This is a genomic window from Pseudomonas sp. PDM10 (assembly GCF_014852295.1).
Lineage (GTDB): Bacteria > Pseudomonadota > Gammaproteobacteria > Pseudomonadales > Pseudomonadaceae > Aquipseudomonas.
The window spans coordinates 462,620-477,277 of the sequence record NZ_JACVBJ010000005.1; the positions used below are offsets into that span (position 1 = coordinate 462,620).

At 60.1% G+C, this 14,658-nt stretch carries 10 protein-coding genes; 5 read left to right on the forward strand and 5 right to left on the reverse strand.

All coding sequences use genetic code 11. The features are described 5' to 3' along the window. Positions 1 to 38 precede the first annotated feature (38 nt). The 4 genes from IB252_RS19715 (at position 39) to IB252_RS19730 (ending at position 9,402) form a co-directional block, all read left to right on the forward strand. A complete protein-coding gene (locus IB252_RS19715; RefSeq protein WP_111449251.1) occupies positions 39 to 2,342 on the forward strand; it encodes a YgiQ family radical SAM protein in 2,304 nt (767 codons plus the stop codon). 319 nt (positions 2,343 to 2,661) lie between these two features. Further along, positions 2,662 to 5,937, forward strand: a complete 3,276-nt coding sequence (locus IB252_RS19720; RefSeq protein WP_192409987.1) for a DUF2126 domain-containing protein — start codon at positions 2,662 to 2,664, stop codon at positions 5,935 to 5,937. 88 nt (positions 5,938 to 6,025) lie between these two features. After that, positions 6,026 to 8,512 carry a circularly permuted type 2 ATP-grasp protein gene (locus IB252_RS19725; protein ID WP_192409988.1) on the forward strand — a complete coding sequence of 829 codons (2,487 nt, stop codon included), beginning with the start codon at positions 6,026 to 6,028 and terminating at the stop codon, positions 8,510 to 8,512. Next, positions 8,512 to 9,402, forward strand: coding sequence for a transglutaminase family protein (locus IB252_RS19730; protein ID WP_192409989.1), 891 nt, complete (start codon positions 8,512 to 8,514; stop codon positions 9,400 to 9,402). Before IB252_RS19725 ends, IB252_RS19730 begins: the two co-directional genes overlap by 1 nt. A gap of 223 nt (positions 9,403 to 9,625) precedes the next feature. Here IB252_RS19730 and IB252_RS19735 read toward each other — a convergent pair whose 3' ends face one another. Next, entirely contained in the window at positions 9,626 to 9,817 is a 192-nt protein-coding gene (locus IB252_RS19735) for a hypothetical protein (protein WP_008157021.1), read from the reverse strand. Positions 9,818 to 9,885: 68 nt separating this feature from the next. Then, positions 9,886 to 10,473, reverse strand: coding sequence for a TIGR00730 family Rossman fold protein (locus IB252_RS19740; protein ID WP_192409990.1), 588 nt, complete (start codon positions 10,471 to 10,473; stop codon positions 9,886 to 9,888). A gap of 343 nt (positions 10,474 to 10,816) precedes the next feature. Between IB252_RS19740 and azu the strand changes: the two genes are divergently transcribed. Continuing rightward, entirely contained in the window at positions 10,817 to 11,263 is a 447-nt protein-coding gene (azu, locus tag IB252_RS19745; protein ID WP_111449246.1) for an azurin, read from the forward strand. A gap of 66 nt (positions 11,264 to 11,329) precedes the next feature. Here the strand turns inward: azu and nadE are convergent, their stop codons facing one another. The 3 genes from nadE to IB252_RS19760 all read right to left on the reverse strand — a co-directional run bounded on the left by nadE (position 11,330) and on the right by IB252_RS19760 (position 14,531). Beyond that, positions 11,330 to 12,157: an ammonia-dependent NAD(+) synthetase gene (nadE, locus tag IB252_RS19750; protein WP_111449245.1), complete on the reverse strand. Its 828-nt coding sequence runs from the start codon at positions 12,155 to 12,157 to the stop codon at positions 11,330 to 11,332. Between the two features lie 4 nt (positions 12,158 to 12,161). Then, positions 12,162 to 13,388 carry a nicotinate phosphoribosyltransferase gene (gene pncB, locus IB252_RS19755; RefSeq protein WP_192409991.1) on the reverse strand — a complete coding sequence of 409 codons (1,227 nt, stop codon included), beginning with the start codon at positions 13,386 to 13,388 and terminating at the stop codon, positions 12,162 to 12,164. A gap of 231 nt (positions 13,389 to 13,619) precedes the next feature. Then, positions 13,620 to 14,531 (reverse strand): LysR family transcriptional regulator, encoded by a 912-nt coding sequence (locus IB252_RS19760; protein ID WP_074873261.1) that lies wholly within the window; start codon positions 14,529 to 14,531, stop codon positions 13,620 to 13,622. Positions 14,532 to 14,658: the final 127 nt, after the last annotated feature.

Here is a 14,658-nt window from a genome sequence, read left to right on the forward strand (position 1 = left end):
CGCGCCCGCGATTTTTCATCTCAACACCGGTCATCGTCATGCAAACAGCCAAGCCGTTATTTGACTATCCCAAGTACTGGGCCGAATGTTTCGGTCCAGCGCCATTCCTGCCGATGAGCAGGGAGGAGATGGATCAGCTTGGCTGGGATTCCTGCGACATCATCATCGTCACCGGTGATGCGTACGTTGACCATCCGTCGTTCGGCATGGCAATCATCGGCCGGCTGCTGGAGTCGCAAGGCTTTCGCGTCGGGATCATTGCCCAGCCGAACTGGCAGTCCAAAGACGACTTCATGAAGCTCGGCGAGCCGAACCTGTTCTTCGGTGTCGCGGCCGGCAACATGGACTCGATGATCAACCGCTACACCGCCGACAAAAAAATCCGCTCCGATGACGCCTACACCCCTGGCGGCATGGCGGGCAAACGTCCGGACCGCGCGAGCCTGGTTTACAGCCAGCGTTGCAAGGAAGCCTACAAGAACGTGCCGATCGTTCTCGGTGGCATCGAAGCGTCCCTGCGCCGCATCGCCCACTACGATTACTGGCAGGACCGGGTTCGCAACTCGATCCTGATCGACGCCAGCGCCGACATCCTGCTCTACGGCAACGCCGAGCGTGCGATCGTCGAAGTCGCCCAGCGTCTGTCCTACGGTCACAAGATCGAAGACATCACCGACGTACGCGGTACCGCATTCATTCGTCGCGACACCCCGAAAGACTGGTACGAAATCGATTCCACACGTATTGACCGTCCGGGCAAGATCGACAAGATCATCAACCCGTACGTGAACACCCAGGACACCCAAGCCTGCGCCATCGAGCAGGAAAAAGGTCCGGTTGAAGACCCGAGTGAAGCCAAGGTCGTGCAGATTCTGGCCAGCCCGAAGATGACTCGCGACAAGACCGTGATTCGTCTGCCTTCGGTTGAGAAAGTCCGCGGTGACGCGGTTCTGTATGCTCACGCCAACCGCGTGCTGCACCTGGAAACCAACCCGGGCAACGCCCGTGCGCTGGTGCAGAAGCACGGTGAAGTCGACGTCTGGTTCAACCCGCCTCCGATTCCGATGACCACCGAAGAAATGGACTACGTGTTCGGCATGCCCTATGCGCGCATTCCGCACCCGGCGTACGGCAAGGAAAAGATCCCGGCCTACGACATGATCCGCTTCTCGGTGAACATCATGCGTGGCTGCTTCGGCGGCTGCACCTTCTGCTCGATCACCGAGCACGAAGGCCGGATCATCCAGAACCGTTCCGAAGAGTCGATCATTCGCGAAATCGAAGAGATCCGCGACAAGGTCCCCGGCTTCACCGGCGTCATTTCCGACCTCGGCGGCCCGACCGCGAACATGTACCGCATCGCCTGCAAGACCCCGGAAATCGAATCCGCGTGCCGCAAGCCTTCGTGCGTGTTCCCCGGCATCTGCCCGAACCTGAACACCGATCACTCGTCGCTGATTCAGCTGTACCGCAGCGCCCGTGCCTTGCCGGGTGTGAAGAAGATCCTGATCGCTTCCGGTCTGCGCTACGACCTCGCGGTCGAGTCGCCGGAATACGTCAAAGAGCTGGTGACCCACCACGTCGGTGGTTACCTGAAGATCGCCCCGGAACACACCGAGGAAGGTCCGCTCAACCAGATGATGAAACCGGGCATTGGCAGCTATGACAAGTTCAAGCGCATGTTCGAGAAGTACTCCAAGGAAGCCGGGAAAGAGCAGTACCTGATTCCGTACTTCATCGCCGCTCACCCGGGCACCACCGACGAAGACATGATGAACCTGGCCCTGTGGCTCAAGGGTAATGGCTTCCGTGCCGACCAGGTGCAAGCGTTCTACCCGTCGCCGATGGCCACCGCCACTGCGATGTACCACTCGGGCAAGAACCCGCTGCGCAAAGTCACTTATAAAAGTGACGCCGTAACCATCGTCAAGAGCGAAGAGCAGCGTCGTCTTCACAAGGCCTTCTTGCGTTATCACGACCCGAAAGGCTGGCCGATGCTGCGTGAGGCGCTGACCCGCATGGGCCGCGCCGACCTGATCGGGCCGGGCAAGAACCAGTTGATCCCGCTGCACCAACCGGCGACCGACAGCTACCAGAGCGCCCGTCGCAAGAACTCGACGCCGGCTGGCAGTCACAAAGTTGCGGGTGAGAAGACCACCAAGATCCTGACCCAGCACACGGGCTTGCCACCGCGCGCCAGCGATGGCGGCAATCCGTGGGACAAGCGTGAACAGGCCAAGGCAGCGGCATTCGCCCGCAACCAGCAGGCGGCCAAGGATCGCAAGGACGCGGCCAAAGGCAAGGGTCCGAAGCCTGCGCGCAAGCCGGTTGTACCGCGCTAAACCTCGCTTGAGCTGAACAAAACGCCAACCTTCGGGTTGGCGTGATCGTTCCCACGCTCTGCGTGGGAATGCCTCTAGGGACGCTCCGCGTCCAGTGACGCGGAGCGTCACGGGCTGCATTCCCACGCGGGAGCGTGGGAACGATCAAGCCCCAACCCTCCCTTCGCAACATTTCCGTGCAACTGCCCCAAACCAAATTCCCGCATCGCCCGATTTTGGTGCTGTACTGCCTCAAGTAAACGGAGAAAGCGCCAGCGCTGCTGGATGGCATAAGTCTTGCGCGCTTTCCAATACGCTTAAGGCTCGCAGGAGGCACGCCGTGTCGATCCATGTCGCATTGCACCACGTCACGCATTACCGCTACGACCGCGCCGTCGAGCTCGGTCCGCAGATCGTTCGCCTGCGCCCGGCCGCCCACAGTCGCACGCGGATACTGTCCTACGCGCTGAAAGTCTCGCCCGAGCAGCATTTCATCAACTGGCAGCAGGACCCCCAGGGCAATTACCTGGCGCGGTTGGTGTTCCCGGAGAAAACCGATGAGCTGCGGATCGAAGTCGATCTGCTGGCGGAGATGGCGGTCTTCAATCCGTTCGACTTCTTCCTTGAGCCCTACGCGGAAAAGATCCCTTTCGCCTACGCCGCGGATGAGCGCAAAGAGCTGGCGCCGTACCTGGAAACCTTGCCCCTGACGCCAAAGTTCAAAGCGTATCTGGATGGCATCGACCGCACGCCGCTGCCCAGCGTCGATTTCCTCGTCGCACTCAACCAGCGCCTGAGCGAAGACATTGGCTACCTGATCCGCATGGAGCCGGGTGTGCAAACGCCCGAACACACCCTGGAACATGCCTCCGGTTCCTGCCGCGACTCCGCGTGGTTGCTGGTGCAGCTGTTGCGCAACCTCGGTCTGGCGGCGCGTTTCGTCTCCGGCTACCTGATTCAACTGACCGCCGACGTCAAAAGCCTCGACGGCCCGTCGGGCACTGACGTGGACTTCACCGACCTGCATGCCTGGTGTGAGGTCTATTTGCCCGGTGCCGGCTGGATCGGCCTGGACGCGACCTCTGGGCTGTTTGCCGGTGAAGGACACATTCCGTTGGCCTGTAGTCCCGATCCGGGCTCTGCGGCACCGATCAGTGGCTTGGTTGAACCGTGCGAGTGCGAATTCACCCACGAAATGTCCGTGGAGCGGATTTGGGAAGCGCCACGGGTAACAAAACCCTACAGCGAAGACCAGTGGCTGGCGATCCAGGCCTTGGGTCGGCAGATCGATGCCGACCTGTTGGAAGGTGACGTACGCCTGACCATGGGCGGCGAACCGACGTTTGTTTCCATCGACGATCCAGACGGCGCCGAGTGGAACACCGCCGCACTCGGGCCCGACAAGCGGCGTCTGTCCGCCGAACTGTTCCAGCGCATGCGCAAGCACTACGCGCCCAAAGGTCTGGTGCATTTCGGTCAGGGCAAGTGGTACCCCGGAGAGCAATTGCCGCGCTGGTCGCTGAACTGCTACTGGCGCCGCGACGATGTACCGATCTGGCACAACAGCGCGTTGATTGCCGATGAGCAGCAAGACTACGGTGCCAATGGCGAGTTGGCCGGACGCTTTCTGGCGAGTGTCGCCGAACGCCTGAAAATTCCGACACGTTTTGTGTTTCCGGCCTACGAAGACAATTTCTATTACCTCTGGCGCGAAGGCACTTTGCCGCAGAACGTCAGCGCCAAAGACTCACGTCTTGAAGAGCCTCTGGAACGTGCGCGCCTGCGCAAAGTCTTCAGCCAGGGGCTGGACAAAGTCATCGGCCAGGTCCTGCCGCTGGCGCGCACCGCCAAGGGTGATCAATGGCAAAGCGGTCGCTGGTATCTGCGCGATGAGCATTGCCGACTGGTGCCGGGGGATTCGCCGCTGGGCTATCGCTTGCCGCTCGGCTCGCAGCCTTGGGTGAAAGCGGCGGAGTACCCGTTCATTCATCCTGTGGACCCGAATCAGGATTTCCCTGCACTGCCCGACACGGCACAGCTTCAGAGCCAAGGCGAGCCTGCGGTTGCTGATGAACGCACGCCGAAGCTCGACGAATCCGCCGACTGGCTGACCCGCACGGCGTTCTGTGCGGAAGCACGAGAAGGGCGGTTGTACCTGTTCATGCCGCCGCTGGAGCGGGTCGAGGATTATCTGGAACTGGTCAGCGCCATCGAAGCCACCGCCGAAGAATTGCATTGCCCGGTGTTGCTGGAAGGCTATGAACCGCCGAGCGATCCGCGCCTGAGCAACTTCCGGATCACGCCCGACCCGGGTGTGATCGAGGTCAACGTGCAGCCGTCCGCCACATGGGATGAACTGGTCGAACGCACCGAATTTCTTTACGAACAAGCGCGCCAGACCCGACTGACCACCGAGAAATTCATGATCGATGGCCGGCACACCGGCACCGGCGGCGGTAACCATTTCGTACTGGGCGGCGCGACACCGGCTGACTCACCGTTTCTACGTCGCCCGGATTTGCTGCGCAGTCTGATCAGCTACTGGCATAACCATCCGTCCTTGTCCTACCTGTTTTCCGGATTGTTCATCGGCCCGACGTCTCAGGCGCCACGGGTTGATGAAGCGCGCAATGATGCGTTGTATGAACTGGAAATCGCCTTTGCCCAGATGCCTGAACCGGGCGAGGAGTGCGCGCCGTGGCTGGTGGATCGGTTGCTGCGCAACCTGCTGATCGACGTGACCGGCAACACGCACCGTGCCGAGTTCTGCATCGACAAGCTTTATTCACCGGATGGGGCGACGGGGCGTCTGGGGTTGCTCGAATTGCGCGCCTTTGAAATGCCGCCCCATGCGCGCATGAGCCTGGCGCAACAGTTGTTGCTGCGGGCGCTGGTGGCGCGGTTCTGGCGCGAACCTTATGCGCCGCCGAAACTGGCGCGTTGGGGCACGGAACTGCACGATCGTTTCCTGTTGCCCCACTTTATCGAACAGGATTTCGCCGACGTCATCGTCGACCTTAATGCCGCCGGTTATCCCGTGCGCGCCGAGTGGTTTGCGGCGCATCTGGAGTTTCGTTTCCCCAAGGTCGGCGATTACGCGGTCAGCGGGATCGAGCTGCAATTGCGCCAGGCGCTGGAGCCCTGGCATGTGCTGGGTGAGGAGGGCGCAGCCGGCGGCACGGTGCGTTATGTGGATTCGTCGCTGGAACGCTTGCAGGTCAAACTCACGGGTCTGCCGCCGCAGCGTTATCTTCTGACCTGCAATGGTATTCCAGTGCCATTGCAACCCACCGGGCGAGTCGGCGAGTTTGTCGCTGGCGTGCGCTTTCGCGCCTGGCAACCGGCCAACTGCCTGCAGCCGACCATTCCGGTCCACGCGCCACTGGTGTTCGACCTGCTCGACACCTGGATGCAGCGCTCGCTGGGTGGCTGTCAGTACCATGTTGCCCATCCGGGCGGGCGCAACTACGACAGCTTGCCGGTGAACGCCAATGAGGCAGAGAGCCGTCGAATGGCGCGTTTTTTCCGCATCGGACATACGCCTGGGAAACTTCCTATACCCAATATGGAAATTAACGACGAGCTACCGATGACTCTCGATTTACGACGTTTCTAAACCGTACGCGACGCTCGGACTTTTCGTATATCCGGGCGTTATGAGCCTGCGTTAGTCTGACCGTTCTTTGCTGTCTGCCGAGCTTTCCATGCCTGACCTGCTTGACCGCTACCCGCTGACGGCGGGCACTTATCATGAACTGCTCGACGACAGCGGCGCGGTGCGCCCGCATTGGCGTCGGTTGTTCGACCAATTGCAACGCAGCACACCAACACAATTGGTGCAGCGTCAGGCGCTGCTGACCCGGCAGATCCAGGAAAACGGCGTGACCTATAACGTCTACGCCGATCCCAAGGGGGCGGATCGACCTTGGGAGCTTGATCTGCTGCCGCACGTGATTGCAGCTGATGAATGGCAGCAGTTATCGGCCGGAATCGCTCAGCGGGCACGCTTGCTCAATGCTGTGCTGGCAGATTTGTACGGCCCGCAACGGTTAATCGCTGAGGGTCTGCTGCCTGCCGAGCTGGTTTTCGGTCACAACAATTTCCTCTGGCCCTGTCAGGGCATTACGCCACCCGACGGGGCTTTTCTGCATCTGTACGCCGTGGATCTGGCGCGTACGCCCGACGGTCGCTGGTGGGTCACGGCGGATCGGACGCAAGCACCGTCCGGCGCCGGTTATGCGCTGGAAAACCGCACCATCGTGTCCCGGGCCTTTCCCGAGCTGTACCGCGACCTGAAAGTGCAGCATTTGGCTGGATTTTTCCGCACGCTTCAGGAAACCCTGGCCCGTCAGGCGCCGAGTGATGACGACGCGCCGCTGATCGTGCTGCTGACGCCGGGACGTTTCAACGAAAGCTATTTCGAACACCTCTATTTGGCGCGCCAGCTCGGTTACCCACTGGTAGAGGGCGGCGACCTGACCGTTCGTGATGCCACGGTTTACCTGAAAACCTTGAGCGGACTGCGCCGGGTCCACGCGATCATGCGGCGGCTCGACGATGACTTCTGCGATCCGCTGGAGCTGCGCACTGACTCGGCCCTTGGTGTGCCGGGGTTGCTGGAAGCGGTACGCCGAGGTCGGGTGCTGGTGGCCAACGCCCTCGGCAGCGGCGTGCTGGAGTCGCCGGGGTTATTGGGCTTCCTGCCGAAGATCAATCAATTCCTGTTCGGTGAAGAATTGATCCTGCCTTCCATCGCGACCTGGTGGTGCGGTGAAGCGCCGGTGCTGGCCCAGGCCCTGGAAAAATTGCCGGAGTTGTTGATCAAACCGGCTTTCCCGTCACAGAGCTTTGCTCCGGTATTTGGCCGTGATTTGAGTGAAAAACAGCGTCAGGAACTGGCTGAGCGCATGCAGGCCCGGCCTTACGCCTATGTCGCGCAAGAATTGGCTCAGCTCTCTCAAGCGCCGATCTGGCAGGCTGAAGACGGTTATCTGCAACCTCGGGCCATTGGCATGCGCGTGTACGCAGTGGCCAGCCGTGAGGGCTATCGGGTGTTGCCCGGCGGCCTTACCCGGGTTGCCGCCGAGGCTGACGCCGAAGTGGTGTCGATGCAGCGCGGTGGCGCGAGCAAAGACACCTGGGTGTTGGGCGATCGCCCGCCGAGCGGTGAGCAATGGAAAACCCAACGCACGATCGGTGTGCACGACCTGGTAAGACGTGATCCGTACCTGCCGTCGCGGGTGGTGGAAAACCTGTTCTGGTTCGGCCGTTATTGCGAACGCTGTGATGACAGCGCGCGGCTGCTGCGAATCATGCTGGCGCGGTATGTCGATGGCGATGACCCGCAAGCCCTGGAGGCGGCGGTCGATCTGGGCGAACGGTTGATGTTGTTGCCCGATGAAGGGGAGTTGCCGGAGCGTTTGCTGGCGGCATTGCTCGGCGATGACTGGTCGTTCAGCCTGCGCTCCAACCTGCAGCGTTTGCAGTGGGCGGCCTCGCAGGTGCGCGGCAAGCTCTCGCGGGAAAACTGGCAAGCGCTGGTGGAGCTGCAGCGCGAGGCCTTGGAGCTGGAAGCCGAAGAGCCGGATTTCGGCGAGTTGCTGGATTTCCTCAACCGTCTGGTGATGTCCCTGGCGGCGTTATCCGGTTTCGCCCTCGACGACATGACCCGGGACGAAGGCTGGCGCTTCCTGATGATCGGCCGACGGATCGAACGTCTGCAATTTCTCAGCGCCAGCCTGGCGGCATTTCTGCGCGGCGCCGGTGCTTTTGATCAGGCCGGGCTGGAGTGGCTGCTGGAACTGGGCAACAGCAGCATCACCTACCGATCGCGCTATCTGGCGGTGGCGCAATTGATCCCGGTGCTTGACCTGTTGCTGCTCGACGAGCAGAACCCCCATGCCGTGCTGTTTCAGTTGAAACTGGTGACTCGTACCTTGAAACGCTTGAATGACGACTTCGGCGTGCCTCGCGAAGCGGGGTTGCCGCAATTGGTGGAACGCCTGGCACAGTTCGATCTGGGGTGCCTGGAGAACTCGCTGTTCGGCGCAGCCAGCGTTCGGGCCGCCATTGAGGGGCTGGCCGATCTGTTGCAAGAGATCGCCGACGCCAGTGGGCAAGTGTCGGATCGTCTGGCCCTGCGCCACTTTGCCCACGTCGATGACGTCAGCCAGCGCACGGTGTCCGTCTGATGAGCGCCCATTACCAGATTCTCCATGACACCCATTATCACTACGACAGCCCGGTGTCCCTGGCTCAGCAGCTCGCGCACCTGTGGCCGCGTGCATGTGCCTGGCAGCGCTGCACCGAGCAACAATTGCAGATCAGCCCCGACCCGACGACCCGCCGCGATGAACTGGATGTGTTCGGTAATCCGCTGACCCGGTTGGCGTTCGAGCGGCCTCATGATGAATTGCTGGTCAATGCCCGGCTCACCGTCGAAGTGCTGGCCCGGCCTGCGCTGGATTTCAATCAATCCCCGGCGTGGGAAGAAACCCGCAACGCGCTGACCTACAGCAGTCAGCCGCTTTCCCCCGAATTGCTGGAAGCGTGTCGTTACCGGTTCGAATCGCCCTACGTGCATTTGAAGCGCAACTTCGTCGAGTTTTCCGAAAGCTGCTTTCCATCGGGTCGGCCGCTACTGTTGGGTGTTCAGGCGCTGATGGAGAAGATCTTCAGCGAGTTCACCTTCGATGCCGAGGCGACCCAAGTGGCGACGCCGCTGGTGGAAGTGCTGGAGCGCCGGCGCGGTGTTTGTCAGGACTTCGCTCACCTGATGCTCGCCTGCGTACGCTCCCGTGGGTTGGCGGCGCGGTACATCAGCGGCTACCTGCTGACCCGGCCACCATCGGGCCAGCCGCGCCTGATCGGCGCCGATGCGTCACATGCCTGGGTTTCAGTGTTTTGCCCGGTGCTCGGTTGGGTGGATTTCGACCCGACCAACAACGTGCAGCCGGCGCTGGAACACATCACCTTGGCTTGGGGCCGGGATTTTTCCGATGTATCGCCGTTGCGCGGGGTGATTCTGGGTGGCGGTAATCATGACCCGGAAGTCCGCGTCACAGTGATGCCGTTGGAGTGACCACGATCCACTGTGGGAGCGAGCCTGCTCGCGATAGCGGAGTATCAGTCAAATAATTGCTAAATGTGCCGCCGTCATCGCGAGCAGGCTCGCTCCCACATGGGAATGTGCAAGTCAGTTCTGGAGGGGACATTTCAGATGGGACTGTGAGGGTCAGCAAAAGAACTGCTGACCCTGGACACAGATCCGGTGGGCCTGATCAGATCATCGGGCCCTGAGGGTCTCAGGCGTCGGGCGCCTGATCTTTCGGTGCTTCAACAGCGTCTTCTGCGGCCACTTCACCTTCTGCATCCGGGTTCAGTGCGGCGGCTTCTTCTTCAGCTGTAGCTTTCTTGCGCTGAAGCTTTTCCTCTTTCTTCTGCTCCTTGGCCAAGTCTCTCTGACGTTTGGCGAAGGAATAATTGGGTTTAGCCATGGGCGATCCTCTGGGGTCGAAGGTGAGGTTGAGCGGCGCGTATTCTGCCCTGTATCGATGCCCAGCCGTTAGCTGGGTTTTTGCTCGATCCATTTTGGCACCACTGTCGGCTGCCAGGCATCCAGTTCATCAAGCAGGGTTTGCGGCGATTCGCTCACTTGCAGCATGTCACGGTGCGGTTCGCGAACGAAGCCTTCACCGACGATATGATCGAGAAAAGACGTCAACTTGCTGTAGAAACCGTTCACTTCCAGCAGCCCCAGCGGTTTTCCATGATAGCCGAGCTGGCCCCAGGTCCAGACTTCGAACAGTTCTTCCAGCGTGCCCAGGCCGCCGGGCAGGGCGATAAAGGCGTCGCTGAGCTCGGCCATCCGCGCCTTGCGCGCATGCATGCCGTCGACCACTTCCAGGCGAGTCAGGCCGCTGTGACCGATTTCCTTGTCTTTGAGGCTTTGCGGGATGATCCCGATCACTTCACCGCCGGCCTCCAGCGCAGCATCGGCGACGATGCCCATCAGCCCGACGGCGCCGCCGCCATAGACCAGAGTCAGCTTACGCTCGGCCAATGCTCGCCCCAAGGCGACAGCCGCTTCACGATAAGCCGGGTTGGTGCCAGTGCTGGCACCGCAAAATACACAAACGGACGCTAAAGACATGCCTTACTCCATGGTCAGGATGGTCACAGAGTAAAGGCAGGCACGCGGCGTTCCAAGGTCTACACTTCGCGTTCAGGTGTTTCAAAGGTTCCGCTGGCGCCACAGGCATAGGCGGCGAGCAAACTGCGCAACAGGCTGTTAAGGGACATGACTGACGCTCCAGATGGGTGAGGACGAGCTGATGATAGGGCCGCCCCAGACGTCTGGCTGGTAGATTGTTTCGATAGGTGTCATAGCCCGAAAGTTGTATACAATTTTTGATTCAGGTCATAGGAACTTACGAAGTTTTCAGGCAGTCTTCTGTCCATTCGCACTTTTATTAACCCTGCCTTGGAGATTCACCATGTTTGCCAAACTTGTTGCAGTATCCCTGCTGACACTGGCCAGCAGCCAATTGATGGCTGCCGAGTGCAAGGTCACTGTCGACTCGACTGACCAGATGTCCTTCGATACCAAGGAAATCAGCATCGACAAGAGCTGCAAGACGTTCACCGTGGAGCTGAAACACTCCGGCAGCCTGCCGAAAAACGTCATGGGGCATAACTGGGTGCTGAGTAAAACAGCTGATATGCAGCCAATTGCCACCGATGGTCTGAGTGCAGGTATCGAGAAGAACTACCTGAAAGAAGGTGATGCTCGCATCATCGCGCATACCAAAATCATTGGTGCTGGCGAAACGGATTCGGTGACCTTCGACATCTCGAAACTGGCTGCTGGCGAAAGCTACGGTTTCTTCTGCTCGTTCCCGGGCCACATCTCGATGATGAAAGGCACTGTTGTCCTGAAGTAATCGAATTGCACGCATAAAAAAAGCGTCCCAAGTGGACGCTTTTTTTGTGCCTGTCTGTTCGCCCAATCAAGGTGCAAACGGCATCACTCGCTTGTGATGAGTCTTTTTATAGGTGTCGCAGATGATCTTGAACGCTTCCTCGCGCACCGGTTCGCCGTGCAGGAACGCGTCGATCTCGGCATAGGTCACGCCGTGGGACGCTTCATCCGGCTTGCCGGGCGACAAGTCTTCCAGGTCGGCCGTGGGGATTTTTTCCACCAGCGACTCCGGCGCGCCGAAGCTGCGGGCGATGTCCCGGACCTGGTTTTTCACCAGACCGCTCAGTGGCGCCAGATCGCACGCGCCATCACCGAACTTGGTGAAGAAGCCCATCACCGCTTCCGCCGCGTGGTCAGTGCCGATCACCAGGCCGTGGGCTGCGCCGGCGATGGTGTATTGGGCGACCATGCGCATCCGCGCCTTGGTGTTGCCGAGCACGAAATCCACCGAGACTGCGTGCTTGCCTTCAAACGCTGCGACTTCACTGGCCAGGGATTTGACCGCCGGGCCAATGTTCACGGTGTGGCGCTCGTCCGGGGCGATGAAATCCACCGAGGCCTGGGCGTCGTGTTCGTCGAACTGGGTTTCGTACGGCAGGCGCACGGCGATGAACTTGTAGCTGTTGTCGCCGGTGCGTGTGCGCAGTTCGCGCATGGCACGCTGGGCCAGCAGACCGGCGGTCAGGGAATCGACGCCGCCGCTGATGCCGAGCACCAAGGTCTTGAGCCCGGAATTGACCAGGCAATCCTGGATGAAGGTAATCCGCCGGGTGACTTCAGCCTCGAGGGCGGCCTGGTCGGCGAACGGCGGTTGGACCTTGAGCTGTTCAGCAATCTCACGCTGTTCGGCTTGCATGAATTCACTCCTTGCTTGATGTGCTGGAAATGGCAGCAGGTACTTTGAAAACGTGTCGCAAATAGGCGACGAAATTCGGGTCTTTGCAGTGAGTCTTGCCAGGCTCATCGGAAATCTTTGCCACGGGCTGGCCGTTGCAGGCGGCCATTTTAAGCACGATATTCATCGGTTCGACACCCGGAATATCGCACGTCAGGTTGGTGCCAATACCAAAGCTGACATTGATCCGACCGCGCAGCGCCCGAAAAATCTCCAGGGACCTGGGCATTGTCAGGCTGTCGGAGAACACCAGCGTCTTGCTCATCGGGTCGATACCCAGCTTGTGATAATGCGCGATGGCCTTTTCCGCCCAGAGCACCGGATCCCCGGAATCATGGCGCAGGCCGTCAAATAGTTTGGCGAAGTACAGGTCGAAATCGCTGAGAAAGGCATCGGTGGTGATGCAGTCGGTGAGGGCGATCCCCAAAAGGCCACGGTACTCGCGGACCCAGCAATCGAGGGCGGCAATCTGACTGTCAATCAGCCGCGGGCCGAGTTGCTGATGGGCCATGATCCATTCGTGGGCCATGGTGCCCAACGGTTTCATGTCCAGTTCCCGTGAAAGGTGCACGTTGCTGGTGCCGACAAAACGACCGGGGAAATCGTGCTTGAGCACGTTCACCACTTCTTCCTGCACGCGGTACGAGAAGCGACGACGAGTGCCGAAATCGGCGACCTGCAATTCGGACAATTCCTGCGCGCTGGCGTTGGCGGTGAGCCAGTCGAACTTGCGGTAGAGCTGCTCACGCGCCTGTTCCAGGACGACTTCACGGTAGCGATAGCGGTTGCGCACCTCGCTGACAATGGACAGCAGCGGCACTTCGAACAGGATCACGTGCAGCCATGGCCCGCGCAGGCGGATGAACAGCTCGCCGTTTTCGATACCGGTGTGGATGTAGCGCAGATTGAAGCGGAACAACCCGAGAAAACGCAGGAAATCCGGCTTCATGAAGCTGATGCGCTCCATGAAACTCAACTGGTCGGCGCTCAGGCTCAATTCGGCAAGGCGCTCGATCTGGAAGCGGATTTCCGCCAGGTACGGGCGCAAATCTTCACTGTTACGGCAACGAAACTCCCATTCGACTTCCACGTTCGGGTAGTTGTGCAGCACCGCCTGCATCATCGTCAGTTTGTAGAAGTCGGTGTCGAGCAGGTTCTGCACGATGCGATCGCCAAACACGCTCTCGCTCATAATGGGGGTTCTCCAGGCTGGCCGCGGCCCGTGGCAGCGACGTTGCAGCTGTTTCAATGAATGGGGCTAGTGGCGCATATCAGCAGTAAGGATTGCCAGTGATTTTTTAAACCGCCACGGTTTGCTGTGGGAGCGAGCCTGCTCGCGAAAGCGGTCTTTCAGTCACATCTATGTTGAATGTGCCGCCGTCTTCGCGAGCAGGCTCGCTCCCACAGGTATTGTGGTGTAACCCTAAATTTGTGCTGTCTCCGGGCTATCAATCTGCTCCAGCATCCACTTCACAAAATCCCGCACCTTCGGCACTTCCGCCGAGTGCTCCGGATACGCCAGGTAATAGGCATCGGTGCTGGGCATCGCGTGCTGCCAGGGTATGACCAGTTTGCCGTCGGCCAATTCCTCTTCCACCAAAAAACGCGGCAACAGCGCCACACCGCAGCCGACCTGGGCTGCACGGATGCACATATAAAAGGTTTCGAAGCGCGGGCCGTGGTAGCTGTGTTCGGTGTGGTAGCCCTGACTGTCGAACCAGTCGTGCCAGGCCTGGGGCCGGGAGGCGTTTTGCAGCAGCACCAGGTCGGTGAGTTGCGTTGGATCGGTGAACGGCGTGTCCGGCAGGCTGCCCGGTGCGCAGACCGGCACCAGTTCTTCGCCAAACAGCTTCAGGCATTCAGTGCCGGGTCGTGAGCCCTGGCCGAAATAAAACGCCAGGTCGCTGCGGCCTTGCAACAGATCGTCGGCTTCCTGTTCGCTGCACAGGTCCAGGTGGATCGAGGGATGGCGCAGACGCCAGCCTTTCAGACGTGGCACCAGCCAGCGCGCGCCGAAGGTCGGAGGCGTCGAGACGCGCAGGACTTCGGTTTCACCGCCGTAGGAGCGCAGGTAGTGGGTCGACATCTCAACCTGTGTGAGGATTTTTCTTACCTCCACCAGGTACAAGTCACCGGCCGGGGTCATTTGCAGGCGTCGGCGCACCCGGCGGAACAACAGGTGCTGCAGCAATTCTTCGAGTTGCGCGACCTGTTTGCTCACAGCGCTCTGGGTCAGGTTCAGCTCTTCAGCCGCCCGGGTGAAGCTCAAATGCCGGGTGACGGCCTCAAAACACTGCAGCGCGGTGATCGATGGCAAGTAGCGTTTATTCAGCATGGGTTGTCCTTTTTCTTGTTTCTTTCTTACCAGCAATTCGCAGCATGAATAAACGGAATGATATCTCTCTTAAAGGTCGTTTGTTGGGTAACGTCGGGAGCGCTAAAACTACAGGCCTCACCAGCCG

Bases quoted from the DNA above. Each gene is read 5' to 3' on its own strand.
- IB252_RS19715 (WP_111449251.1), top strand. From the start codon at position 39: ATGCAAACAGCCAAGCCGTTATTTGACTATCCCAAGTACTGGGCCGAA.
- IB252_RS19725 (WP_192409988.1), top strand. From the start codon at position 6,026: ATGCCTGACCTGCTTGACCGCTACCCGCTGACGGCGGGCACTTATCAT.
- IB252_RS19730 (WP_192409989.1), top strand. From the start codon at position 8,512: ATGAGCGCCCATTACCAGATTCTCCATGACACCCATTATCACTACGAC.
- IB252_RS19735 (WP_008157021.1), bottom strand. From the start codon at position 9,817: ATGGCTAAACCCAATTATTCCTTCGCCAAACGTCAGAGAGACTTGGCC.
- IB252_RS19740 (WP_192409990.1), bottom strand. From the start codon at position 10,473: ATGTCTTTAGCGTCCGTTTGTGTATTTTGCGGTGCCAGCACTGGCACC.
- azu (WP_111449246.1), top strand. From the start codon at position 10,817: ATGTTTGCCAAACTTGTTGCAGTATCCCTGCTGACACTGGCCAGCAGC.
- nadE (WP_111449245.1), bottom strand. From the start codon at position 12,157: ATGCAAGCCGAACAGCGTGAGATTGCTGAACAGCTCAAGGTCCAACCG.
- pncB (WP_192409991.1), bottom strand. From the start codon at position 13,388: ATGAGCGAGAGCGTGTTTGGCGATCGCATCGTGCAGAACCTGCTCGAC.
- IB252_RS19760 (WP_074873261.1), bottom strand. From the start codon at position 14,531: ATGCTGAATAAACGCTACTTGCCATCGATCACCGCGCTGCAGTGTTTT.